23 protein-coding genes and 4 pseudogenes are annotated in these 25,816 nt (G+C 61.5%); 8 read left to right on the forward strand and 19 right to left on the reverse strand.

Going from position 1 to position 25,816, the window contains the following annotated elements; genetic code table 11:
• Together ACE3S9_RS00905 and ACE3S9_RS00910 are read right to left on the reverse strand one after the other, a co-directional pair.
• Window positions 1-127, reverse strand: a pseudogene (locus ACE3S9_RS00905) (IS3 family transposase); the annotation flags it as partial.
• Between the two features lie 14 nt (window positions 128-141).
• Window positions 142-282, reverse strand: a pseudogene (locus ACE3S9_RS00910) (IS110 family transposase); the annotation flags it as partial.
• Between the two features lie 441 nt (window positions 283-723).
• Between ACE3S9_RS00910 and ACE3S9_RS00915 the strand changes: the two are divergent.
• Window positions 724-2,067: an exopolysaccharide biosynthesis polyprenyl glycosylphosphotransferase gene (locus tag ACE3S9_RS00915; protein WP_374544544.1), complete on the forward strand. Its 1,344-nt coding sequence runs from the start codon at window positions 724-726 to the stop codon at window positions 2,065-2,067.
• Between the two features lie 24 nt (window positions 2,068-2,091).
• Here ACE3S9_RS00915 and ACE3S9_RS00920 read toward each other — a convergent pair whose 3' ends face one another.
• On the reverse strand, window positions 2,092-2,280 hold the full coding sequence (locus ACE3S9_RS00920) for a hypothetical protein (RefSeq protein WP_374544545.1): 189 nt from the start codon (window positions 2,278-2,280) through the stop codon (window positions 2,092-2,094).
• Window positions 2,281-2,943: 663 nt separating this feature from the next.
• Between ACE3S9_RS00920 and ACE3S9_RS00925 the strand changes: the two genes are divergently transcribed.
• Window positions 2,944-3,327 carry an H-NS family nucleoid-associated regulatory protein gene (locus tag ACE3S9_RS00925; RefSeq protein ID WP_374544546.1) on the forward strand — a complete coding sequence of 128 codons (384 nt, stop codon included), beginning with the start codon at window positions 2,944-2,946 and terminating at the stop codon, window positions 3,325-3,327.
• 977 nt (window positions 3,328-4,304) lie between these two features.
• On the opposite strand, the gene ACE3S9_RS00930 is transcribed toward ACE3S9_RS00925, so the two are convergent.
• The 4 genes and pseudogenes from ACE3S9_RS00930 to ACE3S9_RS00945 form a co-directional block, all read right to left on the reverse strand.
• Window positions 4,305-5,297 carry an IS481 family transposase gene (locus tag ACE3S9_RS00930; RefSeq protein ID WP_374544547.1) on the reverse strand — a complete coding sequence of 331 codons (993 nt, stop codon included), beginning with the start codon at window positions 5,295-5,297 and terminating at the stop codon, window positions 4,305-4,307.
• A 272-nt stretch (window positions 5,298-5,569) separates the two neighbouring features.
• Window positions 5,570-5,829: pseudogene (locus ACE3S9_RS00935) on the reverse strand (transposase); the annotation flags it as partial.
• 61 nt (window positions 5,830-5,890) lie between these two features.
• A complete protein-coding gene (locus ACE3S9_RS00940) occupies window positions 5,891-6,643 on the reverse strand; it encodes a metallophosphoesterase family protein (protein WP_374544548.1) in 753 nt (250 codons plus the stop codon).
• A 314-nt stretch (window positions 6,644-6,957) separates the two neighbouring features.
• Window positions 6,958-8,057, reverse strand: a pseudogene (locus tag ACE3S9_RS00945) (IS5 family transposase).
• A 950-nt stretch (window positions 8,058-9,007) separates the two neighbouring features.
• Here ACE3S9_RS00945 and ACE3S9_RS00950 point away from each other — a divergent pair.
• Window positions 9,008-10,360 carry an exopolysaccharide biosynthesis polyprenyl glycosylphosphotransferase gene (locus ACE3S9_RS00950; protein ID WP_374544549.1) on the forward strand — a complete coding sequence of 451 codons (1,353 nt, stop codon included), beginning with the start codon at window positions 9,008-9,010 and terminating at the stop codon, window positions 10,358-10,360.
• A 586-nt stretch (window positions 10,361-10,946) separates the two neighbouring features.
• Here ACE3S9_RS00950 and ACE3S9_RS00955 read toward each other — a convergent pair.
• A complete protein-coding gene (locus ACE3S9_RS00955; RefSeq protein ID WP_374544550.1) occupies window positions 10,947-12,128 on the reverse strand; it encodes a fatty acid desaturase in 1,182 nt (393 codons plus the stop codon).
• Between ACE3S9_RS00955 and ACE3S9_RS00960 the strand changes: the two genes are divergently transcribed.
• A complete protein-coding gene (locus ACE3S9_RS00960) occupies window positions 12,128-12,496 on the forward strand; it encodes a hypothetical protein (RefSeq protein WP_374544551.1) in 369 nt (122 codons plus the stop codon). The two genes, ACE3S9_RS00955 and ACE3S9_RS00960, sit on opposite strands and share 1 nt — an antisense overlap.
• A gap of 21 nt (window positions 12,497-12,517) precedes the next feature.
• On the opposite strand, the gene ACE3S9_RS00965 is transcribed toward ACE3S9_RS00960, so the two are convergent.
• The 4 genes from ACE3S9_RS00965 to ACE3S9_RS00980 all read right to left on the reverse strand — a co-directional run bounded on the left by ACE3S9_RS00965 (window position 12,518) and on the right by ACE3S9_RS00980 (window position 17,028).
• A complete protein-coding gene (locus ACE3S9_RS00965; protein ID WP_374544552.1) occupies window positions 12,518-12,910 on the reverse strand; it encodes a hypothetical protein in 393 nt (130 codons plus the stop codon).
• A 237-nt stretch (window positions 12,911-13,147) separates the two neighbouring features.
• Window positions 13,148-15,574, reverse strand: coding sequence for an ATP-dependent Clp protease ATP-binding subunit ClpA (clpA, locus tag ACE3S9_RS00970; RefSeq protein ID WP_374544553.1), 2,427 nt, complete (start codon window positions 15,572-15,574; stop codon window positions 13,148-13,150).
• Window positions 15,575-15,584: 10 nt separating this feature from the next.
• On the reverse strand, window positions 15,585-15,935 hold the full coding sequence (gene clpS, locus ACE3S9_RS00975; RefSeq protein WP_374544573.1) for an ATP-dependent Clp protease adapter ClpS: 351 nt from the start codon (window positions 15,933-15,935) through the stop codon (window positions 15,585-15,587).
• A gap of 685 nt (window positions 15,936-16,620) precedes the next feature.
• Window positions 16,621-17,028, reverse strand: coding sequence for a phasin family protein (locus ACE3S9_RS00980; protein ID WP_374544554.1), 408 nt, complete (start codon window positions 17,026-17,028; stop codon window positions 16,621-16,623).
• Window positions 17,029-17,217: 189 nt separating this feature from the next.
• Here ACE3S9_RS00980 and ACE3S9_RS00985 point away from each other — a divergent pair, with 189 nt between their 5' ends.
• The gene (locus ACE3S9_RS00985; RefSeq protein ID WP_374544555.1) at window positions 17,218-18,993 is read left to right on the forward strand and encodes a serine hydrolase; all 1,776 of its coding nucleotides are present in this window, start codon (window positions 17,218-17,220) and stop codon (window positions 18,991-18,993) included.
• A gap of 65 nt (window positions 18,994-19,058) precedes the next feature.
• On the opposite strand, the gene ACE3S9_RS00990 is transcribed toward ACE3S9_RS00985, so the two are convergent.
• A complete protein-coding gene (locus ACE3S9_RS00990; RefSeq protein WP_374544556.1) occupies window positions 19,059-19,796 on the reverse strand; it encodes a molecular chaperone DnaJ in 738 nt (245 codons plus the stop codon).
• A 13-nt stretch (window positions 19,797-19,809) separates the two neighbouring features.
• Complete coding sequence (locus tag ACE3S9_RS00995; RefSeq protein ID WP_374544557.1) at window positions 19,810-20,538, reverse strand: VWA domain-containing protein; 729 nt, start codon at window positions 20,536-20,538, stop codon at window positions 19,810-19,812.
• 94 nt (window positions 20,539-20,632) lie between these two features.
• Between ACE3S9_RS00995 and ACE3S9_RS01000 the strand changes: the two genes are divergently transcribed.
• Entirely contained in the window at window positions 20,633-21,055 is a 423-nt protein-coding gene (locus ACE3S9_RS01000; RefSeq protein WP_374544558.1) for a DUF1489 family protein, read from the forward strand.
• 112 nt (window positions 21,056-21,167) lie between these two features.
• On the opposite strand, the gene ACE3S9_RS01005 is transcribed toward ACE3S9_RS01000, so the two are convergent.
• From ACE3S9_RS01005 to ACE3S9_RS01020, 4 genes are all read right to left on the reverse strand, one after another.
• Window positions 21,168-21,584 (reverse strand): globin family protein, encoded by a 417-nt coding sequence (locus ACE3S9_RS01005; protein ID WP_374544559.1) that lies wholly within the window; start codon window positions 21,582-21,584, stop codon window positions 21,168-21,170.
• Between the two features lie 189 nt (window positions 21,585-21,773).
• On the reverse strand, window positions 21,774-22,664 hold the full coding sequence (locus ACE3S9_RS01010) for an ion channel (RefSeq protein ID WP_374544560.1): 891 nt from the start codon (window positions 22,662-22,664) through the stop codon (window positions 21,774-21,776).
• A 10-nt stretch (window positions 22,665-22,674) separates the two neighbouring features.
• Window positions 22,675-23,328, reverse strand: coding sequence for a glutathione S-transferase (locus tag ACE3S9_RS01015; protein WP_374544561.1), 654 nt, complete (start codon window positions 23,326-23,328; stop codon window positions 22,675-22,677).
• 13 nt (window positions 23,329-23,341) lie between these two features.
• Window positions 23,342-23,773, reverse strand: a complete 432-nt coding sequence (locus tag ACE3S9_RS01020; protein ID WP_374544562.1) for a rhodanese-like domain-containing protein — start codon at window positions 23,771-23,773, stop codon at window positions 23,342-23,344.
• Window positions 23,774-23,877: 104 nt separating this feature from the next.
• Here ACE3S9_RS01020 and ACE3S9_RS01025 point away from each other — a divergent pair, with 104 nt between their 5' ends.
• Both ACE3S9_RS01025 and ACE3S9_RS01030 read left to right on the forward strand, forming a co-directional pair.
• On the forward strand, window positions 23,878-24,150 hold the full coding sequence (locus tag ACE3S9_RS01025; RefSeq protein ID WP_374544563.1) for a DUF3253 domain-containing protein: 273 nt from the start codon (window positions 23,878-23,880) through the stop codon (window positions 24,148-24,150).
• 28 nt (window positions 24,151-24,178) lie between these two features.
• The gene (locus tag ACE3S9_RS01030) at window positions 24,179-24,967 is read left to right on the forward strand and encodes a YdcF family protein (protein ID WP_374544564.1); all 789 of its coding nucleotides are present in this window, start codon (window positions 24,179-24,181) and stop codon (window positions 24,965-24,967) included.
• A gap of 27 nt (window positions 24,968-24,994) precedes the next feature.
• On the opposite strand, the gene ACE3S9_RS01035 is transcribed toward ACE3S9_RS01030, so the two are convergent.
• Window positions 24,995-25,774, reverse strand: coding sequence for a GH25 family lysozyme (locus tag ACE3S9_RS01035; RefSeq protein WP_374544565.1), 780 nt, complete (start codon window positions 25,772-25,774; stop codon window positions 24,995-24,997).
• Window positions 25,775-25,816: the final 42 nt, after the last annotated feature.

The following is a 25,816-nucleotide window of genomic DNA, read 5'->3' on the forward strand; positions in this document are numbered from 1 at the left end:
AACGCATGCGCGTCTCGGCGATCTCCTTGATCCGTTTGATGAGGCCGGCCTGATCGCTCCGTCGGGAGCGGTAGTGATAGGTCGAGCGTTCGACTGGCAGAGCGCGGCAAGCACGACGGATGCTCACAGGGGGCAACGTCATGTCTCGTCGACGACGCAGATGGCGGTCTCTTCCAAGGACACGTCCAGTCCGGCATAATACTTCATGGTTGCTCCTTCTCGATGTTTGTGGCGATTCAACACCGACCACGTTCTCACATCTTGACAGGAGCAGCTGTCCATCCGGGCAGACCCCAATCACCCCATCTGAACCTGTATGCCGAAAGCCGCGCAAGGTCGTGAAACAGATTGAGACGCCTGGCCCTCCTGATCCCATCATGCGGCGGCCCCGCGCCGACCGCGAAGAGAAGCGCGTGGCCCGCGTGAACGAAACGACCAACCGCCGGCGCAATCGAACAGGAACAGCTTGACTTCAAAGACCCCAATCAGAGAAGGCTCTGAGAGATTTAATTGACCTGAAAATTAATTATTGATTTATTTAATTTGTTTGCGATAATTAATATCTCATTAACCAATCGACCGACACGCGTTACGACGATGAATTATATTAATCGGAATATCGCTGGGGCACTTCTCGACCGGTCTGTCCGGAAGCAAACCGCGTCTCCATCACCCGAACGTCGATGGCCAGTTCGCTTTCAAGCTATTGAGCCGATCGCGATCGTGGCTGATTTCGCCGTGATTTTCCTGGCCAGTTTGCTCGCAGCGATTTTCGCTCGAACTGAAGGAGCGTCCATTGGTTTCGGAAAGGCCACTGGGACCATGATTGTAGTTTCCGCGCTTTTTGTCTGCCTGTTGAAAATTCACGGATTCTACCAACCCGCTGAACTCCTAGTGTTTCGCAATCAAGTCCGCGCTGTCGGGTTGGCCTGGGCGTCGGTTTTCATCCTCCTTGCCGGCGCCGTCGGGGCGCTCGACATCGGTCACGAATTCCCCCACGGCCCAACTCTCCTGTTCGCGGTGCTCGGGTTTGCCACCTTGATCATACATCGCGGCGTCACCAAAAAGCTCCTTGTGAAGGGACTGAGCCGCCGCAAATTCGGGGGCCGCAATGTCGTCCTGATCACCGATCAGCAAAGCTCCCCCGGGAACGGTATGGAACAGACCCTCGCCAATCTCGGGCTGTTCGTGACCGAAACCTTCGCGCTGCCGCCGCTGGGCGCAGGCGCCGGCTTTCGGAAGCGTCTCAGCTCCCGGGTGGTCGAATATGTCCGTGAATCCAACGTCGAGGAGATCGTTGTCGAAGCCGACCCGAACCGTTGGCAGGAGTTACGCTCCCTCGTCGGTGATTTGAGGGTCCTGCCCTTCCCTATTTTGTTCGTTCCGATCGGAGCTGCTGCGGAAATATTCCGGCGACCGACCCGTGATCTCGGAAGCGCCGTTGGCGTCGAGCTTCAACGCGGCCCTCTCACCCTGACGGAACATGGTGCGAAAAGGACACTGGATATCATCGGGGCCGGAATGGTTCTTCTGTTGCTTGCGCCGTTGCTCGCGATCGCAGCGATTGCAATCAAGATCGAGTCGCCGGGACCTGTCCTCTTTAGGCAGCAGCGTTGTGGGTTTAATGGCCGCAGCTTTGCCATCCGCAAATTCCGAACGATGTTCGTACTCGAGGACGGACCGACAATCGTTCAGGCTGGACCCACAGATCGCCGAGTGACTCGCGTGGGCCGATGGTTGCGCCGGACCAGCGTCGACGAACTGCCGCAACTGCTTAATGTGCTCGATGGCAGTATGTCTCTGGTCGGCCCCCGGCCTCATGCGCTTGCGCATGACAATCAATTCGACAAAATCGTGCGAAATTATGCCTTCCGCCGTCGCGTTAAACCCGGTCTAACAGGCTGGGCTCAAGTACATGGTTGCCGCGGGCCGACGCCTACTACAACCATGATCGAACGCCGTGTCGAATATGATTTGTGGTACGTGGACAACTGGAGTCTAATGCTAGATTTCACGATCCTGATCCAAACCCCAATCGAAGTGATGCGCGCGCGTAACGCCTATTGATAATTTTAGTTCGAACTCAAGGAGTCAGCGTCCTTCTTGATCATCAGTTCGAAGCGCGTCGGCAATATGTTTCAGAATGGAATCATCGTCGTTCGGGGGCGGGAACACCCCTGTTCTCTCGCCACTCAGCGCTGGTGGATTCGCGCGCTCTGCGTGGCCTGGGCGCAGGTCGTCGAGTTCGGTTTTGATCTGCAGCCAGTCGCGTACGAACATAGCCAATTCCGCGGCGCCATCTTTCAATATCGACCTGGATAACATAGAATTAAGCGGGCGATCGGAACATAAGGATTCCTTGGTTAACGCCTCCTTATCTCGTCGCCGGCGACGGTAGGACGCAACGTAAAGTGACTTTGGAAGAAAGTTGCATGCGCACGAGACGGCCAGTCGGACGCGCCGAAGGGAGCATGCGGGCATGCCACATGGCGGCCACAGCATCAAAAGAATGCCGACGCACGATATAAAGATCGAAACCTGTTTTACTGAGGCTTCAAGAATGTGGTTAGGTGGGGAAACGAATCGACCGCGCATTCCGCGACGATAATGACAGCAAGGAGTCCGTCCAATCTTGCAGTTAACTGAACCTTTCCCAGAGCACGAATGGGGCGGACACGATCGAGGCATGCAACCCGCGGATATACACAACGGTTATTTTTCAATTTTTTTAAAAAACACATTTAATTCAGCGGCTGCGCTTGACACGATTAAAATAATTCGCAAGCTATTAACAGGATACGATTTAAAATGCGTTGACGCCTTTCGAGAGGAGTTCGCGCCCCGGGCGGGAGCCCCGACCTCACGCTGAGTAAAACATATCGTTCCGCAGGTGAGCATTCCTGCCATTAGGATAGCAAGGCATCAAACAGTTACGAGAGCGCGATGCGCAAACCGGACCTAAACTTAATGGACTTCGAAGAGCTCTGGCTTCTCCACGAAGAGCTGACGAAGATTTTGGCGGAAAAAATAACCGCTGAAAAGCTCGAGCTTGAGAAGCGGTTAGCGCAACTCAACCGCGTGGAAAAAATTGGGCAAAGCGCGCACGGCGAGGCGGGAGGCGCGCGTACGCCGCGGCGCAAATACCCAAAAGTGCTGCCGAAATATCGCAATCCCCTGGTTCCGACTGAGAAATGGTCTGGACGCGGCAAGCAACCAAGATGGCTCGTGAGCGCGCTCAAATCCGGTCACAAGCTTGAAGAGTTCAGCATCAGCGAAAATGACAGACTGACGGCCGGAAAGAGTCCTTCCCGCACCCGTCAGTCGTGAATTTGTTTGCACGCGCAACCGATTTCCGTCGCGGCCAAAACTTAATTCAGCCCAACGCTCTCCCCCGTCCTCCGCAGCGCTGCAACTCGTTTATGCCTGAGACGTTTGGCAAGGTCGCTACGGATTCCCGAAATTTGGAAGAGCAACATGTTGCAGAGGTCGATTTGGGAGGCGAGCGTCGTTGGTGTCGTGGACGAGCTTGTCAGCTGATCCAATTGCGCATGCGTCGCCTTAATCGTGTTCAAAGAATGATGAAGAGAATCGACCTGCGCCCGGCCGTTATCATAGACCTTTTGCATTTCTACCCCCCGATACTGCCGCAGATGTCAGTACACTGACGAAACAACCCCGCTTATATACAAAGCGATTTACAGTAAAAATTTAAGTCAACAACTTTATGAAGCAATCAGCACAACATATGATAGCATTTTGTCGGACCATTACTTCACCCACGTACCAACTCTATGAAGAAGCCCCCGCTCACATCCCGCAACCGCATAGTTGCATGCTGCCCCGGCCCGGCGCAAGAGAAATTACCCAGCGAAAACTCCAAGGGTTTTCACAAACCTGCGACCGTCCACGGCCTCTGCATTTGCCGCGCGAGCGCGCTCTCAACTCGCTTGAGCGGCGGATAACCTCCTAACCAAATGACGCTTAGGAATGTTCCATTCTCAACGTCAGGATCTATTTCCAAGAAAGCTCCAGCCTTCGAGCGCCGTGAACGTCGACACTGAACCGCAGGGCAGTGGGAACATGGCTCGAAGACTTGGCGGCGTGGAAGCGCCTTGATGACGAGGCGTCGGATGAGGCGAGCTGTTCAGGGAAAAAAAGAATCCAGAACGGTCCACCGCAACCGACCCTGCCGGCAATCCGACGCGCCGTCATCAAGGCGCTTGCCCGCACGCACGTCGTCGAGCGATGTCCCCACTGCCGAAGGCGCATCAGAATCGGAGCGAAATAATTCTGCCAAAGTGGTGCTAGATGTTTAGTCCCGGCATCTGGTGGATCGGATCGAACTTGAATCGGTGCGGCTCTTTTGTCCAGCATTTGCAGATGAACTCATAAGGCGTGAGGCCTTTAAGGGTCTTGAGCCGGCGAGCGAAATTATAGGCGGTGATGAAGTCAGCGAGATGCGCCCGCAACTGATCGTGCTTCTCATAGAAGTATCGTTTGACGGTCGCGTCCTTGATTGTGCGGTTCATTCGCTCGACCTGGCCGTTGGTCCATGGATGCTTCGGTTTGGTCAGCCGATGTTCGATGTCATTTCGCGCGCAGGCGAGTTCGAAGGCGTGCGCGCGAAACGGCTGCCGGGAGGCGATCATCTGTTTGATCTCGGCGGGGGACCAAGTTTCGCCGGCCGGATCGGTGAAGTGCAGGCCGTTGTCGGTCAGGACTGTGTGGATTCTGTATGGAACGGCTTTGACGAGCGCATGCAGGAAATCGGCTGCGACGCGCGTGGTGGCTCGCTCATGCAATTCGACGAAGGCGAATTTCGACGTCCTGGCGATCGCCACGAACAGATAGAGCCTGCCCTCGGCGGTGCGAACCTCGGCAATGTCGATATGGAAATAGCCGATCGGATAGGCTTTGAACTTCCGTTTGGCGGCGACCTCGTCGCCGATCTTGGGCAGTTGTGAAATGCCATGGCGCTGAAGGCAGCGATGGAGCGATGAGCGCGTCAGGTGCGGGATCGTCGCCTGCAGGGCGTATAGACAGTCATCCAGCGGCAGCAAAGTATGCCGGCGAAATGCGACGACGACCGCCTCTTCTTCGACCGACAGGACCGTCGACCTTGGCTCTTTCGGGCCAATCTTCTGATCCTTGACCGTCGACCGGCGTTTCCATTTGGCGACGGTCTTCTGGTTGATCCCGTACCGCTGAGCGAGTGCTCTCAGGCTCTCTTGACTATGCTGTATCGCTCGACGGATCGCCTCCGTCGTTCTGGCGCTCCCGTGAAGAACCTGGCCCATAGCGCATCCCTCCAGCCGCAGGAGAAAATTGCACCATCAAAGCCTGGGATCAAACAGGCAAAGCCGGATTCCTAAAAAGCCAGAACCGCCAGCACTGATCAGACGCCAGCGTTCCCGCGGCCCTCACCGGAGGGTTACCCCGAGACCAACGACGGCGACGTTCAACCGACGTGATCACCTCAATGGGATGCTTCGTCATAGGCCTACTCCTAGCGTTACCACTAGGACTGACAGCCTTGACCCAATCTCAGCAAGGCGGCCCTCACCGGAGGGATACGCTCCATCAGCTGCCGCTCGGAGCGCACCGAATAGAAGGCCTGCAACAGCATGGCGCGCAGCAGGCGTTCCGGCGGAATCGAAGGGCGGCCGGTCTTCGAGTAAAGCGCGGATAAATCCGCCGCCAAGGACGACAGAGCCTCATTCACGATGGCCAGGATGCGCGCAGCGGATGATCGCGCCGCACCCGCGCCTCAAGATCGACATAGCTGAAAAGCCGCCCCGCCTGATCGTCTGTCCCGCGCTTTCGATTCATTCCCCCGCAAACCGAGGGAATCACGAACGCCGCTTAAGCGGAAGGGTTTTTCAGCAGCCTGCTAGGTGTGGATCAGACGCCGAGTCGATCCCTCAAGTATAAGACAGCTGAGCCTATTGGTCAGGTAGGCCCCCGTATCAATGTTGATACGGTTCGACCGGAAATCGGCCGCCTCGACGGGCGTATGCCCATGGATAACGATCTTGCCGTGAAATTCAATGGAGCTCAGAAAGCCATGACGAATCCACATCAGGTCGTCTTCCTGTTGCTTCCGCAAAGGTAAGCCTGGTCGGACGCCTGCATGACAGAAGAAAAAGTCACCAATTTCGTGAGACGAAGGCAGCGACGCGAGAAAAGCCCGGTGTGCTGCGGGAACCTTTTGGATCAACTCTTCGCGCGCACGCACGAAATCACGACCGCGCATGACGCCAGATACATCGACTTGATACGAAGCAAGCGTCTCGAGGCCTCCATATCGGCGCCACGAGTCGAACGCGGATTGATCCTCGAGGGCATCGAGCATGAATTGCTCGTGGTTGCCTCTTAAGGCGATGAACTCAGTCGGAAAATCACCCTTGGAGAGACGGTCGAGCACTTCCGCCGATCTCAGCCCTCGGTCGACATAATCGCCGAGCAAAACCGTTACAACGCGCCGCGGTGCGCTGGGCAGCTCGTTTTCAATTTGACTGGCAATGGCATCCAGCAGATCGGCGCGACCATGAATATCGCCAATGGCATAGACGCGCATGCCCGGAGGAACCGAAAAACCTCCGAATCCTGCCGTGTCTGCTGATTTTGAAATCCGAAAGATCATAGCTCTGCGGCTCGATTGGCGAGCATGATTCCCGTCGTGGAGCGACAGGATAACAGAGTTTGGACTTTCCATCGACTATACCTTCATCAACAATCCACAAGGGTGTTGATTACCGCTGAGAATTAGCCCCTATTTCATCCTCCGGAGTCGCTTCGATTTCGTGGACGGTTTGTGACCCAGCTAGCAGGCTGCTGAAAAACTCGCCGCCTTCGACGATTTTGGTGCTTGGGCCGTAATTTTTGGCAGGCGCAGCCTTTTGGCGGCGTGGTCGAAGAGGCGCGGCATGGCCGCGCGAAGCTGAGTTTGGCGCCCGGTCACACGTTTCCTCCGATCAGCTTGGGCAACCGGATAAGGTTATAAGCGGCGGCGGCGAAGGCGAAGGACCAGCCGACCCGATCGACGCTGCGGAATTTGGTTTTGCGCTGGCCGGCGACCGTCTTCATCCAACCGAACGCTTCCTCGATGCGTTTTCGGATGCGCTGGCTCAGCGCATAACCAGGATGGCGCGTCGTGCGCCGGTCGATGGCGGAGCGGCGACCATTGGTGTTTTACGCGACATGTGGGCGCACGTTCATCGAGCGCAACTCGTTGACGAAGACGCGAGCGTCATAGCCCTTGTCGGCACCCAGCGTCACGCCGACCGGGCGATTGGCGAGCCGTTCGATCATGGCGAGCGCAGCGGTGCGTTCGGCATGGCCGTCGGCGGGCGTCAGGCAGGCGTTGACGATCAGGCCGGAGCGGTTCTCCATCAAGGCGTGACCGAGAAAAGCGAGCTTCTCCTCCATGCCCGCGCCCTTGCGATAGAGCTTGGCTTCCGGGTCCGTCGTCGAGGCGTGCGTCTCGTTGGAGCGCTTCTCGCCCTTGAAATCGACCTCGGCGCTGCGCCCGGCTTCGGGCGGCGGCTCATCGCCCGAGCCGTCCTTGCGCCGAAAACTCTTCATTGAGGCCCAGGCCTCGATCAGCGTGCCGTCGACGGAGAAATGTTCGTTCGACAAAAGCCTTTTCACCCGAGGCTGCGCCAGAACGGCGGACAGGAACTTCGCTGCGATGGCGCCTTCGAGCAGGCGGTCGCGGTTCTTCGAGAACACGGTCGCGTCCCATACCGCATCATCGATGGACAGACCGACGAACCAGCGAAACAGCAGGTCGGTGTCGAGCCGCTCCATCAGCTGCCGCTCGGAGCGCACCGAATAGAAGGCCTGCAACAGCATGGCGCGCAGCAGGCGTTCCGGCGGAATCGAAGGGCGGCCGGTCTTCGAGTAAAGCGCGGATAAATCCGCCGCCAAGGACGACAGAGCCTCATTCACGATGGCCAGGATGCGCGCAGCGGATGATCGCGCCGCACCCGCGCCTCAAGATCGACATAGCTGAAAAGCCGCCCCGCCTGATCGTCTGTCCCGCGCTTTCGATTCATTCCCTCGCAAACCGAGGGAATCACGAACGCCGCTTAAGCGGAAGGGTTTTTCAGCAGCCTGCTAGATTTCGACGGGCGAACAGCCTCCTCCATAGTCGATTGGCTAAGGTTAGCCAAGGGCGAATGTCGATGTGAGGATGCCAGAAACCCTCACGATCTGAAGGACGTAGCTCGTCGTTACGCCGTGGGAGCGGGCGCGCCTTCGGTCGAGAAGTTCACATTCAAACGTGACGAAGAACTGCTCCCGCATTGCATTGTCGTTGGAGTCGCCGACTGTTCCAGTTGAAAGCCGATGTCAGTTTCCTGACTGCTGTTCCCGAAGGCTGCCGACACATGTCGCGAACCGTGATCCGAATAGTGGATCACATTTTCCAACTGCCGGACAGCCTCAAAATCCGAATTCAAAGGTACGTACTGACCTCGGTCAACTCGAGATATTCTTCGTTGTTTCGGTCGCAATGACTCGATCCAGTTTGGAGGCTGGAGCGTTTGACAAGCCTCGCCTAGGATACACCTGCAGCAGGATGAAAGCGATTGGCGTCCAATTTAACCTGAACTTCAGTATGCTCGCACACACATGCGAGAGCGAGTCCAATAAACCGGAGTTTTTCTGATTTAGTAAGTCCAATTTAATGGAAGCCACTCCATAGAGCGTTGGGCATCCTGAAAACGGCAAGCGAAATCTCTGCCGTAACATTGCAACGCACCTAAGAATAAACTCACCTATTTCGTCAAAATTAATTAAATATTTAAGGTAACTACGAACTTAACATTTCCTTTCATGGGTTGAAAACGTATTTTGATTGGGGTACGGTTAGATAATAGGCTCGTGTTTGTCAGATCAGGTTCGCGCCATGACTTATGTTGCAATGCGAAATGCACGTCTTGATGAGCGGTTTTCGAGCTCCACCTGGGCGCCGCCGCGAGGGAAACGCGTTTCTCTCGAAAATATGGTCGTAATTTATTGTGCAATTGATCTCTTATTTCTGATCGTCTTTGGCCTTGGACCCGCGCAATTGACGATGGGACGGGACTGGACCTACCTCGGGCAGATCGACGATCAGCTTCAGGTCATCGGTCTCACGACGGCGCTTTATCTCCTTATTTCAAAAGCGACCGGGGTTTACCGCGCCCGCCGCATCCTCGAATCCGGCGAACCGATCTGGCGCCTGATGCTGGCGCTCGGCTGCACCTTTCTGATCCTGACCGTCATCGGCGCCGCGACCAAAACAACCCAGAACTTCTCCCGCATCTGGTTCTTCTCCTGGGTAAGCCTGAGCTGCATCGTGATTCCGGCCATCCGGCTCGGCCTGCTGGCTCACATGCGTAAGCGGCTCGCCGGCGGCGATTTCGTGTTCCGCGCCCTGTCGGTCGGCGTCTTCGCCAAGCCGCTCGAACGCGCCGACATCGACGAGGCGAGCGGCGGAATCGCGCAGGTCGCCGCAGCGCTGCAACTGGAGACGTTCGCCGAACTAGAGGGTCTCGCGGACTGGATCGCCCGGGCCGAAATCGACCAGATCTATATCGCGGCGCCCTGGGTGGATGCGCCCCTGATCCTGCAGCGTCTCCTGCAATTGCGGCAGTTTTCGACCGAAATCTTCGTCCTTCCCGATGACGCCCGCGTCCATGCGCATCAATTGGGCGTCAGCGTCATTGGCGACAGAATCGCGCTTCGCGCCGCCGATCGTCCGATCAACGGATGGAGCCTGCTGGCGAAACGGGCGCAGGACGTTGCGGTCACATCCGTCGCCTTGCTGTTCTTCGCGCCGGTGATGGCGTTGATCGCGCTGGCCATCAAGCTGGACAGCCCGGGCCCACTGCTGTTTCGGCAGAAGCGCGTCGGGTTCAACAACGGCCATTTCGAATTGCTGAAATTCCGTTCGATGTACGACAGTGCGGCGGACGCGCACGCCAGCCGTCAGACGTCGCGCAACGACGACCGCGTGACCCGGGTCGGCCGCTTCATCCGGCGCACCAGCCTCGACGAATTGCCGCAACTCCTGAACGTCCTGCGCGGCGACATGTCCATTGTCGGCCCCCGTCCGCACGCGCTGCTGACGAAGACCAATGGCGTCGATCTGTGCGACATCGCCGATCAATATGCGGCGCGGCATCGCGTGAAGCCTGGCCTCACCGGGCTTGCCCAGGTCAACGGCTATCGCGGCGAACTCGACACCGAGGAAAAAGTCCGGAAACGCGTCGAATTCGACATCATTTATATCGAAAGCTGGTCGACTTGGCTGGACATCAAGATCATCCTGCGCACGGCGCTCCTGATGTTCTTCGACCGGACAGCCTATTGAAAAGCCTGCTTCGCGGATCGCCGTCGCATCTTATCGGACGCTCCCGTCGGCGATTGACGGACGGCGACGCAAAGGTCCAGCGTTTCTTTAGATGACGCGCAAAAGATGCGCCGCCTGCGCCCAGAAGGCGGCGCTTATCACCGTCGCGACCGTCCACACGGCGACCGTCCGCCAGCGGATTTTCTTCCAAAGTCGATTCGGACCAATCGGGGATTTCAGCATCGTAGGTCAGTCTGCATTCTTGAGTGGGATCAATCCACCATCGAACGCATCGCTTGCCTGAGACTTTCGGACCGTTTCCACAGCAAACCCACGCCGCGACCGGCGCTCGGCCTTGCTTCCGCCCCGCGCGCCAGTCGCGCCAAAAGGGTGGATTGCGCCGCGCCCCATGGCGTTTCGCCGGCGCTGCACAGGCCGATTCGCCAAAACTGCGGACAAATCATATGGACTGCGCACAGCGGGGCCGCAGCCATTGCCGCTTCACCCGGCGCGCGGGCCTGGCCAGTCCCAAACGGAGGCGCCTGATTTCATGCTGTCGACGAAACGCGCGATGAAGCGACTTACCGCAACGGGGCCGATCGCGCGTTCAGCCGCGTTGCGCGCAGGGAATGCCGCGTTCGCGCATAAAAGCGAGATCGGCGTCGGTGGCGAAGGTCCGGTCCCATTCGTCGAGCTTGGGCTTCATCGCCCGCATGAACAGCGGCGGGACCAGCGCCAGCCCGATCATGACAAGATAGCCATGCTGGTGGGCCGGCGCGTCGGCGCGGGTCTTCAGGTCGCCGCAGGCGCGCCGCGGATAGATGTGATGGTCGGAATGCCGGCCGATGCTGTAGAGCACGGCATTGGTGCCGACATGATAGACGTCCCAGGACAAACGCGCGTCGAGCGGCTCGCCCTCCACGCGCAACACGCCATAGTGCTGGACGTAATCGGTGGCGGCGAGGAAGAAACGGCCCAGCGCCGCGCCCAATGCGAAGACCGCGACGCCTTTCCATCCGGCGATCAGGAAGAAACAGCCGGCCACGACCGCGAGGATCAGCCATCCGGTCAGGAAGCGATTCTCCAGGCTCCACAGCGACACGCCGCGACGCCGCAGTCGCTCATGCTCGAAACGCGCGCCGGCGACGATATTGCCGATATAGACGCTGGGGTAGAACCGATAAAGCGACATGCCGCGCGCCGGCGTGCCGGGATCGCTCGGCAGGCCCAGATAGCGGTGATGGATCGCCGGATGGTGGATCGAGAACCAAGGATCGCCGCCGAGCGCGCTGATCCAGCGCGACAGCGCGAGATCGCGGGGCGAATCGGTGCGGTGCAGAAGTTCATGCGCCGCATTGAGGCCGAGCGCCCAGTTGAACCCCTGAACCAGCACCGCGATGCCGAGATTGATCCCCGTCGTCGTCTGGCGCGCCGCGTCCAGATCGATTCCGAGCGGCCTGAGGGCGGCGGAGAGGCCGAGCGGATCGCCGCTCGCGAAAAGATAGGCGAACAGAATCGCATTCAGTGCGAGCAGCGGCCCGTTCAGCATCAGCATCGCATTCTGCAAGGCAGTCGGCGGCGCGGCATTATTGGTCCGGTCTTCGCCGCCCCATTCGTCGGCGACCAGCGCCAGCAGCAGCAGCGCCAGATAGGGCGCCCAGATCCAGGCGCCGCCTTTCATCAGGCCGACGCCCGAGGCGACGAAGAGAAAGTTCTGTGAGGTAAAACGCAATTGCGCCCAGTCCGACAGCAGCAGCTTGTCGCGCTCTTTGAAAATCTGTTCCGTCATTGATCCGCAATCGTCTCGCACGCGTCCTGGACCGGACTTCAGCACAGCAATTTAATTGTTTTTTTACAATGCCGAAAGCTAGCTATGGAACAATTGCGTTCTTTATTGTCGCAACGAATCGCCATCGCCCGGCGGGCGCAGTCCTCGCAACGGAGTGTTTCTCCATGGGCGTCATGAGCAGCGCGATGCGATCCGGTTGCCTGCTGGGAGCGATCGGCTTCGCCGGCGGATTTTTCGGGCCGCTCGTCTTCACGCCTGAAGCCAACCAAGGCCCCTTGCTCGGGATTTTCATCACCGGCCCGCTGGGTTTTATCGCTGGCGCGATTGGCGGCGCGCTTGTGGCGGCCTATCGAACCTATCGCCGCTGAAGCGCCCCGCCCTCGCCTGCGTTATTTGGACAGGCTGGCCTTGATTTCGGCGGCCATCGCCTTGGCCTTCGCCGGGTCGGGTTCGGCCAGGGCCTTTTTCGCCATTGCCGCGGCGGCTTCGAGCGGCTTGCGCGCCTCCGCCGGGGAATCGGGAATAGCGCCGGCGCCGAGATCCTTGCAGGGATTGCCCGGACCGGCGTTGAAATCGGCGCCAGAGGGCCCCTCCAGGCAATTGATGACGTGCTGCAAATGGGTCTGGACCATTTTCGGAGCATCGGCGGTCGCCGCGAGGCCGGCATGAGTCGCGGCCACGCCAGCCTCCTGAACGGCGTCGGCGCGGGCCGGCGCCGCGAAACAAGCCGCAAAAGACATGGCGCAGGCGGCCGATGCGGCCATGAACAGCGGATTTCTCATCTTGCCCTCCCCTTCAACCCTGTTCGACCGCCCTTCCTCCGCGCGGCCTGCGCGAGCAATCGACAGAAAGAGGAAATGTTCCGTCCCTGGAGAAATTCGACGCCCGACGAGGGGCGCGTGGCGCCGGCGCGGCGAAGGGTTCTGGAATTCGCGAAAATGTGAATCGGCGCGTCCGGCCGGTGTCAGCAAAAACGGCGGCCTCGCGGCCGCCGTTCGATTCTCGCCAGATCGGCGCTGTTATTCCGACGAACCCGCCGGTTCGGGCGCTGCCTTGGGCTTGCGGCTGCGGGCGCGAACCTCCGGCTCTGCGCGCACCTTCTTGCGCGTGGCCTCGACGATCTCCTTGTCGGGACGCGGCAGCACCGGTCCGTCGGGGAAGACGAAAGCCAGTTTCGATTCCGCGCCCTCGCCCGCCGTCACGACCCGCACGGTGCCGCCATTCTTCAGGCGGCCGAACAGAACCTCGTCGGCGAGCGGCGTCTTGATGTGGGTCTGGATGACCCGCGCCATCGGGCGCGCGCCCATGGACTGATCGTAGCCGCGCTCGATGAGCCACGCCCGCGCCTCGTCGGACAGTTCGATCGACACATTGCGGTCGGCGAGCTGCGCCTCCAACTGCATGACGAATTTGTCGACGACCTTGGCGATGACCTCGGTCGGCAGATGGGCGAAGGGCACGATGGCGTCGAGCCGGTTGCGGAATTCCGGCGCGAACATGCGGTTGATCGCCTCCACATCGTCGCCGGTGCGCCTGTTCTGGGTGAAGCCGAACGCCGCCTTGGCCAGATCGGCCGCGCCGGCATTGGTGGTCATGACCAGAATGACGTTGCGGAAGCTGATCTGCTTGCCGTTATGGTCGGTCAGCTTGCCGTGATCCATCACCTGCAACAGGATGTTGTAGAGATCCGGATGCGCCTTCTCGATTTCGTCGAGCAGCAGCACGCAATGCGGATGCTGGTCGACGGCGTCGGTCAGCAGGCCGCCCTGCTCGAAGCCGACATAGCCGGGAGGCGCGCCGATCAGCCGGCTGACGGTATGGCGCTCCATATATTCCGACATGTCGAAGCGCACCATTTCGACGCCGAGCGCCTTGGCGAGTTGGTTGGCGACTTCCGTCTTGCCGACGCCGGTCGGGCCGGAGAACAGATAGCAGCCGATCGGCTTTTCCGCGTCGCGCAGGCCGGCGCGCGCCAGCTTGATCGAGGCGGTGAGCGCCGAAATCGCCGCGTCCTGGCCATAGACCACGCGCTTGAGCGTCGTCTCCAGATTTTGCAGCACTTCGGCGTCGTCCTTCGACACGGTCTTGGGCGGGATGCGCGCCATGGTCGCGATGGTGGCCTCGATCTCCTTCACGCCGATGGTCCGCTTGCGCTTGGATTCGGGCGTGAGCATCTGCGAGGCGCCGGTCTCGTCGATCACGTCGATCGCCTTGTCCGGCAGCTTGCGGTCATGGATGTAGCGCGCCGACAGCTCCACCGCCGCCTTGATGGCGTCATTGGTGTAGCGCAGCTTGTGGAACTCCTCGAAATAGGGCTTGAGGCCCTTGAGGATTTCGATCGTATCCGGCACCGACGGCTCGTTGACGTCGATCTTCTGGAACCGGCGAACGAGAGCGCGATCCTTCTCGAAATATTGCCGGAATTCCTTGTAGGTGGTCGAGCCGATGCAGCGCAGACCGCCCTGGGCGAGCGCGGGCTTCAGCAGGTTGGACGCGTCCATCGAGCCGCCCGAAGTGGCGCCGGCGCCGATCACCGTATGGATCTCGTCGATGAACAGAATCGCCTTCTTGTGTTGTTCGATTTCCTTCATCACCTGCTTCAGGCGTTCTTCGAAATCGCCGCGATAGCGGGTGCCGGCGAGCAGCGCGCCCATGTCGAGCGCATAGACGGTCGCGCCCTTGAGCACTTCCGGCGTCTCGCCCCGCACGATCTTGCGCGCGAGCCCTTCGGCAATGGCCGTCTTGCCGACGCCGGGATCGCCGACGAGCAGCGGATTGTTCTTGTGGCGACGGCACAGGACCTGGATCGTGCGCAGCACCTCGGCTTCGCGGCCGATCAGCGGATCGATCCGGCCGTCCTTCGCCTTGTTGTTGAGATTGACGCAATAAGCCTCGAGGGCCGTTTCCTTTTTCTTCGGATCCTGGTCCTTGCTGTCGCGTCCCGCCTCGCCACGCTCGGCCTCTTCCTCGGCGCCGCGCGGCGCCTTGGCGCTGTCGGAATGGCCCGGCCGCTTGGCGATGCCGTGGCTGATGTAATTGACCGCGTCATAGCGCGTCATCTCCTGCTCCTGCAGGAAATAGGCGGCGTGGCTTTCGCGCTCGGCGAAGATCGCCACCAACACATTGGCGCCGGTGACTTCCTCGCGGCCGGACGACTGCACATGGATCACGGCGCGCTGGATGACGCGCTGGAAGCCGGAGGTCGGCTTTGGGTCCTCTTGCAGTTCCGTGGTGAGATTGTCGAGCTCGTTGTCGATATAGCCGGTCAGGTTCTTGCGCAGAACGTCGAGATCGACCGAGCAGGCGCGCATGACGGCGGCGGCTTCCGCGTCGTCCAGCAGGCTCAACAACAGATGTTCGAGCGTCGCATATTCGTGCCGGCGCTCGGAGGCGGCGGCGAGAGCGCGGTGCAGGGTCTGTTCGAGGTTGCGAGAGAATGACGGCATAAGTTCAACCTCACTTCTTTTCCATGACGCATTGCAGCGGGTGCTGATGCTTTCTGGCGTGATCCATCACCTGGGTCACCTTGGTGTCGGCGACTTCATACGTATAGACGCCACATTCTCCGACGCCGTTATTATGGACCTGCCACATGATCCGGTTGGCGTCGTCGAAATTCTTGTGAAAGAAAGTGCACAACACGCCAATCACGAAGTCCATCGGCGTGTAATCGTCGTTCAGCAGAAGAACCCGGTACATCGACGGGCGCTGGGTCTGCGCCTTGGTCCGGGTGATGACGGCCGTGCCGGCGCCCTGGCCCGGCCCCCCGCCCTCGCCGCCCGATTTACGACCGCCCTTGCCGGCCATTTCCGGGGCGAAATTCCAAGTGGCGATCGGAGTGGCGGTCAGCGCGCGCGTCGTCGCTTTGTCACACGCTTGGTCTAAGCGGCTTGCATCGATCCATTTGGGGTTGCTCTCTCGCGTGGACAAGTCCGTCCTCTCCTCAAAGATCCGATGAATTCCCAGTTCCGACCAGCGACGACTCCCATTCGACACGAAAATTTCGTCTTCATTGCGAGCGCCCGTCGCGAAGGTGAGCGCCGGTTACATCATGCAATTTATGCGCCGCCTCCCCACTCCGCCAGACCGGCCTCAAAAATTTTAACAGAATCGAAAGTCTGCGCGCCAATTCTTGCCTGAGCCCTAATAGCGCGCTTCGCCGAAAATTAATTTCCAAAGACTCGTCGATCCTGCCGCGCGCCGGTCTCCCGACAGGCGCCTTGCCGCTCAAAATTTCGGCTTGTTGGCCGAGCGGCGCCGCGCCTGACTAATTTACGCGCGGCGCCCCGCGAAGGTTCGCCGAAAAAAAAGAAAAGCCCGGCGACCAGGCCGGGCTTTCTCATTTCGACGCTACAAACTAACGCTACGCAACTATAACTGACGCCTGTCCGGACCAAGACGCGCGGCCCGGATATTACGACGCAAACACGACGGACCTGCGCCCGCCAAGGCGCCGCGCCCAAAACGCGGCCCGGCGCCTCGAACCGCAATATCAGTTGGCCGAAGCCTTCACCTTGGCGATCGCGCCTTCAACCGGCTTGAACGCTTCCTTGGCGACATTGGCATACAGCTCGCCCAGCTTGGAGACTTCGGCGACGAAGCCTTCATAGGTGGACTTGGCGAAGTCCTGCTGCAGAGCGATGGCCTGCTCGAATTTGGTCACGCCCAGGAGCTTCTCGACGAAAGCCGAACCGCTTTCCAGCGAGCGCTTGGAATAGTCGGTGGTCTCGGCGGCGATCGCCTGAAGCTGCTTGGAGACTTCGGTCGCGGAAGCCTGGAGGGCCTCGAACTGTTCCTTGCCAAAGCTCTGGTATTGCTCGAAATTGATAGCCATATCGACACCTGTTGTAGGGCCGCGTGGCGGCCGGAACTTTGAGCCTGCGAACTCCCCGCGGCTCATGGGACGGGAATTTATATGCACCGCACAAAAAGTCAACCCTTATTGTGCAGTGCAGCATAAATTTCACATTGGCCCGGCCCGCGGCTTTAACGCCCGGGTAACCGCGTTCCGTTAGCTTTTAATCACGTTGACGTCACGACGCCTCGGTTTCGCGTCCGCAAGACGAACCTATGGAATATCGGGACAATCATGTTCAAGCGTAACGTTCGCAGCCGCCTCGCCGCCAACGTGGCCCTTTCCGGCCTGATTATCGCTTTGGTCGGCGCCGGCCTGGCGGCGCCGGCGGAAGCCCGTCATCATCATCGCCATGCCCATCACGCGCAAGCCGCGCGCCATCACGGCCATGGCGGCGTTCACGCCCGCGTCGCGGCGCGCCATCATCGCGAAGGCGCGATTCCCGGCACGGCCACCGCCGCCATCGTGGTCGACGGTTCGACCGGACGGATGATCTGGGGCTTCAACGAGAACGCGCCGCGCCATCCCGCTTCCGTTACCAAGGTGATGACGCTCTATCTGCTGTTCGAGCAGCTCGAAAAGGGCCGCCTCAGCCTCGACGACGAGATTCCGGTTTCGGGCCACGCCGCCGCCCAGGCGCCGTCCAAGCTGGGCCTGCGCCCCGGCCAGACGATTCGCGTCGAGGACGCCATCAAGGCCATCGTCACCAAATCGGCCAACGACATCGCGGTCGCGGTCGCCGAAGCCGTCGGCGGCAGCGAGAGCGACTTCGCCGAACTGATGACCCGCAAGGCCTATTCGCTGGGCATGAACCATACATTCTACCGCAACGCCTCGGGCCTGCCGAACCCCGAGCAGATCACCACGGCGGCGGATCTCGCGGTGCTCGGCCGCAGCATCCAGGAGCGCTTCCCGCGCTATTACCGTTATTTCTCGATGCACCAGTTCACCTTCCGCGGCCAGCGCATCGCGAATCACAATCATCTGATGGAGCGCGTCGAGGGTATGGACGGCATCAAGACCGGCTATACCGCGGCCTCCGGCTTCAACCTGCTCAGCTCGGTCAAGCGCGACGGCCATTACATCGTCTCGGTGGTGATGGGCGGCAAATCGGCGCGCTCGCGCGACAATTACATGGAAGCCCTGATCGAGCGGCATCTCGATGAGGGCGGCGCGGGTCGTGGCGCGAGCCGCGTGGCGGAGCAGGACGACAGCACGCGCGAGGAGCCGGCCCGCGTCGCCGCGCCGGCCTTCCCGATTCCCCTCCCGCTCGGCCAGAGCCCGGCCAAAGCCGAAGCCGAGCGCAAGCCGGTCGTCGCCGCCGCGCCGGAATCGGCGGATCGCCTGTCGGTCGCCGCCGTGACCCCCGATCCGCGCCCGCGTCCGGCCTATGTCTCAGCCGCGCCCCAGCCGGCGCGCGATACGGACGAAAGCCGCCTGCCGACCGCCTCGATCAACCGCCGCGCGGCGGGAGATGGATCGACCAATGCGCAGGCGCAGGAGACCAGCGGCTCGGCGACCCCGGCCGGACGGTGGATTTCCGGCCCGACCGGCCGCGAGGCCCTGCGCGCCGCCGTGCGTTTCCAGCCCAGCGGCAAGAGCGAAGCCAAGCTCGATAATCGCATCGAGATCACGCCCCCGGCCCGGCCCGACGCCAAGGAACTGGCCAAGGAACAACTCCGCGAACAGCCCAAGGCGCAGGCGAAAACGCTCGCCAAGGCTGAGGAAGACGTAGCCAAGCAGGCCCTGCCGACCAAGCCGCCGGCGCCCGGCTGGATGATCCAGATCGGCGCGACCGACGACGCCGACAAGGCTACGGCGCTGCTCACCAAGGCCAAGGCCCAGCGCGCCTCGCTGCTGGCCTCCGCCAAGCCCTATACCGAAATGGTGCGCAAGGGCGGCGGCACGATCTATCGCGCGCGTTTCGCGGGTCTGGAGGAATCCAAGGCCGAGGCCGCGTGCAAGGCCCTGAAGACCTCCGGTTTCAGCTGTTTCACCACCAAGAATTGACAAGAATTGAACGGCTCGCGCCGTTCCGGTCCGTTTGTCGCGAGTTCGGGAAGTTGGGGAGCGTATCAGCCTTGACGACGCAGCAGTCTGTCCTTGGCCTGGTTGAGCCGGGCCGCATCATCCGTCGTCCCCCCGTGGTCGGGATGGCGTTCCTTCATGAGGCGCCGGTGCGCCCGAATGATCTCCTCGGACGACGCGCCCGCTCGAAGACCCAGCGCCTGATAAGCTTCCTCCTCGGTCATTTCGCCGCTTCGGCCCCGCCCCGCGCGGTTCCCCCCCGCGTCCGCGTCACCCTCGTCTGCCGCGCCCCCTCCGGGAAAGCGGCGGTCGAGATAATTGTCCAGAAGCAGAACTGAATCGGGATCGCGCGCCGCGCATTCCGCGCGCAGGCGCAACAAAGCCTCACGCGGCAGGGCGCTCAGCCTCGCCCCCTCGAAAATCCCCGCCAATACGGTTCCATCGACATCGCCGCTGGCAAGGTCGAGGGTCATGTCCAGAAAAGCCGTGCGAATCCGCGATCTGTTCCTGGCCTGGCGCCGGTTGGCGGCCTGCTGCGCGAATTTCGCCCAGGGAATTTTCCAGGACAGCCGCTCGCCGGTGAACAGATAAAGCGACAAGCCGCCGAAGCCCAAGGCCAGCGGCAGCCGGCCCCGCATCAGGACCAGGATCGCCATCGCCGCTGCGAGCGCGCCGCCGCCCATACGCAGGTTTTCGGCGACCTTGGCCGGCGAGGCGCGGCCGAGCTGGCGCAGAAGATGGACGCCGAGAATCAGCGCCAGAAGTCCAAACACGAGAAAAAGCAAGGATGTCTCCGGATCAGCGCATTTGGGAGAGCAATTGGCGCGCCTCGGCGTCGCCCTGCCGCGCGCGGTCGCGCAAAGCCGTAAAGCCCCCGGCGGCGTAAGCGGCGGCGGCTTTCAGCAGATTGGCGAGGCGGCCCGGCGCGGCGGAATCGAACACGGCATAGGCGCCTCCGGTCAGGCGGGCGATATCCTTGAAACACGCCGCCGCCTGCCTGTCGCCGCCCTCATGGAACAGAAAGCCCTTGACGCCGAGCAGGCCCAGCTCCCCCGCGAGGCGGCCGAGCGCGTCCGCCTTTTCCTCCATGCTGTCGCCGACATAGACGAAGGCCGCGACGCGGCCCTCCGCCTGTTCGGCGCGGATATGGCGCAGCACGCGGCCGATCTGGGTCGCGCCGCTCATGACCGAGATTTTCGCCATGGCCTTCGCCAGTCCGGCGCCGTCGCGCATGAAGGCCGAGGCGCGGCATTCGTCGAAGCCGCGAAAATAGACGAGCTGGATGTCGAGCCCGCCGCAAGCGGAAGCCGCAGCGAACATCTGGCCCTGCACCTGCTGGGCGACGTCCCAGGTCGGCTGCCGGCTCATGGTGGCGTCGAGCGCGAAAACGAGCCGGCCGCGCCCCGGCGACGAGCTTTGGACCGCATGGTCGGCGGCTTGCGCGGGCGTCTTGCGCAAGTTGGCGGCAAAAGCCTCCACCTCCGCCCTTTTCGCCGATGCGAGCGGATTTTTATCGCCTTCGCCCACAGATCCCTCCGCTGTCTCCGATTAAGATGGCGCAGACGCGGCGAAACGCAAGGCGCGGCTTTGCGCAACCGGCGCGCCGCGCTAGATTTCAATCATGACCCTCCACCTCCTGAAGCTCTGCGTCGGCGTCGACACGATTTCCGAATTGCGCGCCTTCACCCGGATGCGCCGCGCCCATGCGCCGGAAGTCCACGCCCATGTCACCCGCATGATCCCCAAGCGCGCCGACGAATTGCTCGACGGCGGCTCGCTTTATTGGGTCATCAAGGGCCAGACCTGCGCGCGGCAGAAGCTGGTCGGGATCGAGCCTTTCGTCGATTCCGCCGGCATCAAGCGCTGCGCCCTGCAGCTCGACGACGAGGTGATCGCCGTGCGCCCGCAGCCGCACCGCGCCTTTCAAGGCTGGCGCTATCTGGAGCCGAAGGAGGCCCCGCCCGATCTCGACGTCTCTGGCGCGGGCCTCGCCGACATGCCGGAAGCGCTGCGGCGGGAATTGTCGGATCTGGGCCTGATCTGAGACCGGTTCTCATTGTTGAGAACCGGTTAGGAGCGAATGCGACGCCGAGCTGACGCGAGGGACCGCGATGCTCGCGACAAGTCGCGAGCATCGCAACTTAATACAAAGCCGCTCAGGCGGGGGAATCGGCGCCGGCGGCCTTCATGGTGTCGGCGATCGCGCCATAGGCGGCCAGCCAGGCGTCACGGGTGGCGTCGTTGAAGGACTCGCCGAGCCCCTGCTGCAAGGTCCAGATCAGCGCCTCGCCGACCGGCGCATAATGCTCGTCGCGCACGCCATAGCCGGCGTGGCGGCGCGCCAGCGCCTCGAGCGCCGGCTGAAGCTGGTCGAATTTCTCCAGACTGCCCACCGCGATCGCCAAAGTCGCCATCAGCTTGCGGCCCTGGTCGCGCATGTCGCCCTTGAACAGCGGACGAACCTGCGGCGCGATCTCGAACAGCCGGCCGTAGAACAATTCGGCGGCCTGATCGGAAATCGGGCCGACCTTGGCGAAACTGTCCTGAATCAGTTTGACTTCCTCGGACGTCATGCGCCGCTCCTTTGGGACATGAAAGCGCGCGCCGGAGTCCCGGCCCGCTTGGCCGCCGAGGCAAGGCGCGCGCCAATGTATTTTTCTATTTAAAATCAAAATATTACGGAATATCCTTCACCGCGCAGGGCGCGCCGGTGAGAACATTTTGCCCAGAACGACCGCTTTTTGAGCGCCGCCCTCGGCGGCTCAGGCGCCGTTCTGGCGCTCGGTCTTGTTGAGTTGGCGGTAGTCGATCTGGGGCGGACCGTCGTCATCCTGCACCAGAATATCCGAGAAGACTTCGCCGAAACGGATGTCGCGCCAGGAATAGCCCTTGCGCACATTGAGATTCTGCCCCGACACATCATCGAGGCCGATGAAAATGACGACGAAATAGGCGTCCATCGCCTCCAATTGTTCGGGCCCGAGCCCGTGGAGCGGGCTTTCCTCGTCGATCGGGTGAAACAGGGTCCAGGAAAAGGCGAAGATCGGATTGCGCGCTTGCTGCAGGCGCAATTGCTTGAACCGGCGAAAGCCGATCTCTTCCACCGTATCGACATTATAGATGAACCACATTTCGGCGTGAGCTTCGTTGACCGAACTGCGCCGGGCGTTGACGAAACGCGCCATCAGCATGGTTTCGGCATTGTGCCGCGCCATGGTCATGACATTGGCGAAAATCACCCGCGCGCGCGGCCGTGAAAACCGCGCGAAGATCAGGCCGGTGAAAACCGCCAGCGTCGACATGCCGAGGAAGATTTCCGTCGTCGCGACGCTGTGGCCGTAAAGATTGCGCGGGTGCATGTCGCCATAGCCGACGGTGGCGAGCGTCTCGATTGAGAAGAAGAACAGGTCCACGATCGAGCCCGGCCGCGCATTGGCGATGCAATCGCCGCCAAGCCAGAACAGAAAGGCGAAAATCGTGTTGGTGATGAGGAAATAAAGCGCGAAGGCGCCGAAAAACATCGGCCACGACACGCCCATGCTGATGTGGAAGGCGTCGTTCCAGAAGGATTGATCGAGACCGCGCGTCAGGAACTCGCGATCCCCGATGCGCACCAGTTGCGTGCGGTCTTTCCGGCGGCGACGGTGGATCATGGGGACGCGCTCAAACACTTTCCCATCGGTCGATCACCCAGGTCTCCGCCTTGGCCCCCTCACGCCACTGCGCGAAAGCCGGCAGCGCCAGAATGGCGTCGCAATAGCCGCGGGCGGCGGGCGCCAATTCCAGCGCATAGGTGTCGAGCCGGCTGACCACCGGCGCGAAAAAGGCGTCGGCGGCGGAAAAGGCGCCGAACAGGAACGGTCCGCCGTTCCGCGCCGGCGTCTCGGCGAAAATGGCCTCGATGCGCGCGAGATCGGCGCGGGCGGCCTCTTCCAGCGGCAGCGGGCTGGCGCGGCGCGCGCGGCGGAAATTGGTCGGGCAGACCTGCCGCAGGCCCTGGAAGCCGGCGTGCATTTCGGCGCAGAGCGAACGCGCCTGCGCCCGGGCTGGAGCCGCCTTGGGCCAGACGCCAAGGTCGGGAAATTTTTCGGCCAGATATTCAACGATCGCCAGCGAATCCCACACCGCGAATTCGTCATCCCGCAGCACCGGAACCTTCCCCGTCGGCGCCTCGCGCAGCATTCTGTCGCGCGAGCCTTCGACATAGAGCGGCGTCACCACTTCCGCGAAGGGAATGTCGAGGACGCGCATCAGCAGCCAGGGCCGCAGCGACCAGGACGAATAGGCCTTGTTGCCGATGTACAGAGTAAGCGACATCGATAGCTCCTGATCAGGCCTGTTTCGGCGCGGGCGGCTGCGGCGCGACATGGGGCGCTTCATGGGGAGCGCCCGCCTTTTTCCAGGCGCCGAAACCGCCCTCGATATGGGCGACTGGCTTCAGCCCCATGCGCTGGGCGAGAAGGGTCGAAAGCGCCGAGCGCAAGCCGCCGGCGCAGAAGAACACGAAGGTCTTGTCCTGCTGGAATTGCGGCTTGGCATAGGGGCTCGCGGGGTCGATCCAGAATTCCAGCATCCCGCGCGGGCAATGAAAGGCGCCGGCGATGCGGCCTTCGCGCTCCAACTCGCGCGGATCGCGAAGATCGACGAACAGGACATCCTCGCGGCCGAGCAGGCTTTGCGCTTCGGCCACGCTCAACGTGGTGATCGCGGCATTGGCTTCGGCCAGCATCTGCTGGATTCCATAGGTTATTTCGGACGGCATGGCGGATTTCCTCTTGGATTCCTTTGGCCGGATTGGAGCCGAGGGAGACCTCGGCGTCAACTCGGCCGTCTTGACCGCAGGCCGCGTTTTGCCGACAAGCGGGCATGCTCGACGACGATCCGCTCGCCCAAACGATTCTCGCGCTTTGCGCCGCCGCCGGTCCCGGCAAGACCATCGACCCCACCGAGGCGGCGAAAAGCTTCGCCCGCAGCCGCGAGGAGGACGACCTCGCCTGGCGCAGCCATCTGACCCAGGTGCGCTCCCGCGCCGTGGGCCTCGCCCGCGCCGGCCGGCTGGTGATCTATCGCAAGGGCAAGCCGGCCGATCCCGATGATTTTCGGGGCGTCTACCGCATCGGCCTGCCGCGCGGCGAATGACGCTACGGGCGCATGAAGGAAAGCCGGCATGTTTTTCACCGCCTCCAAAATTTTCTGGCTGATCGCTTCGCCCCTGCATCTTCTGCTGATCGTCTTGCTCATCGGCCTGCTGGCCGCGCCGCGCTGGCGCCGTGGCCGAACCCTCGCGCTCGCCGCCGCCGTCATCCTGGCGATCATCGCCTTCTCGCCGCTCAGCGCGCTGATGCTCCGCCCGCTAGAAGACCGCTTTCCGGCCCGCTCGCAAATCATGCCGCCGCCCAAGGGAATCATCGTGCTTGGCGGCGCGCTGGACGAACGCATCGCCGCCGCGCGCGACCAGGGCGCGCTGAATGAGGCGGCCGAGCGGATGACGGCGGGCGCCGCGCTGGCGCGGCTCTATCCCGAGGCGCTGCTGGTGTTTTCCGGCGGCTCAGCCGCCTTGATCGACGATTCGGCCAAGGAGGCCGACGACGCCCGACGAATCTGGCGCGAACTCGGCGTGCCGGAAAAGCAGATGCTGTTCGAGAGCCGCTCACGAAACACGTTCGAGAACGCTGTTTTCACGAAAAAAATGATCAATCCGCAGAAGGGTGAGACCTGGCTGCTGGTGACGTCCGCCTTCCACATGCCGCGCGCCATGGGCATTTTCCGCGCGCTCGACATGAACCCCGTCGCCTTCCCGGTCGACTACCGGACCTATGGCAATAGCGACGATTTCCGCCCGCCCTCAGACGGCACGCTGGCTTTGCGTCATTTCGAGGTCGCGGCGCGGGAATGGATCGGGCTGGTCGCCTATCGGCTCACGGGCAAGACCAATGCGCTCCTGCCAAGTCCTTGAACGATTCCGCCCTGAGCGATCCGACGATCAGTTAGCGGCGAGGCCATTGCCCTTCAGCCAGGTCTTCCAGTCCTTCTCGTCGCCATAAAAGGCGTTGCGGTCGACCTTGGTCGGAATGCCATGGACCAGAGCGTCGGACTGATATTGCCAGAAATGCCAGGCGCGATCGCCATATTTCACCGAGGGGCGATGCTTGGTCGAGCGGATCCAGATCGGATATTCCGTCAGCGCGCCGTCGATGATCGCGCCATAGAAATCGACCGTGGTGTAGATGATCGGCTTCTTGCCGTAATAGCGCTCCATCTCGACCAGCATGGCCTTGATCTCGCGCAGGGTCGGATCGCGCTCCAGCCGCCTCGGGCAAGTTGGCGAATCGGGCGTCGCCTCGACGTCGAGCACTGGCGGCAGGGCGTCGGGCTCCGGCGGTACGTTCTTCTCGAACCAGGCCATGTTCTCGTTCCAGGGCCGGCACCAATAGACGAAATGATAGGCGCCGCGCGGCAGGCCTGCGGCTCTCGCGCCCTGCCAGTTCTGGACGAATTTCGGATCGATGCGGTCGCCGCCCTCGGTCGCCTTGATATAGGCGAATTGGACGCCGCCCTGCTGCACCGCCAGCCAATCGACATTGCCCTGATATTTGGACACGTCGACGCCATGAATCTGGAAGGCCCGGGCGAGCTGCGTCGCTTCGGTTTCCTTGTAGCCCCCCGGACGGGCGCCGACGAGCGGCTTTTCGGGAAGCGCGGAGGGGCCAGCCCCGCAGGCGGAGAGCGCCAGGAGGAGGCCGGGGAGCGCGAGACGCGCCATGATTTTCGAGTAAAAATCATACATGCGGGCAAATTACCTCTG

It is taken from the genome of Rhodoblastus sp. (assembly GCF_041915505.1).
Lineage (GTDB): Bacteria > Pseudomonadota > Alphaproteobacteria > Rhizobiales > Beijerinckiaceae > Rhodoblastus.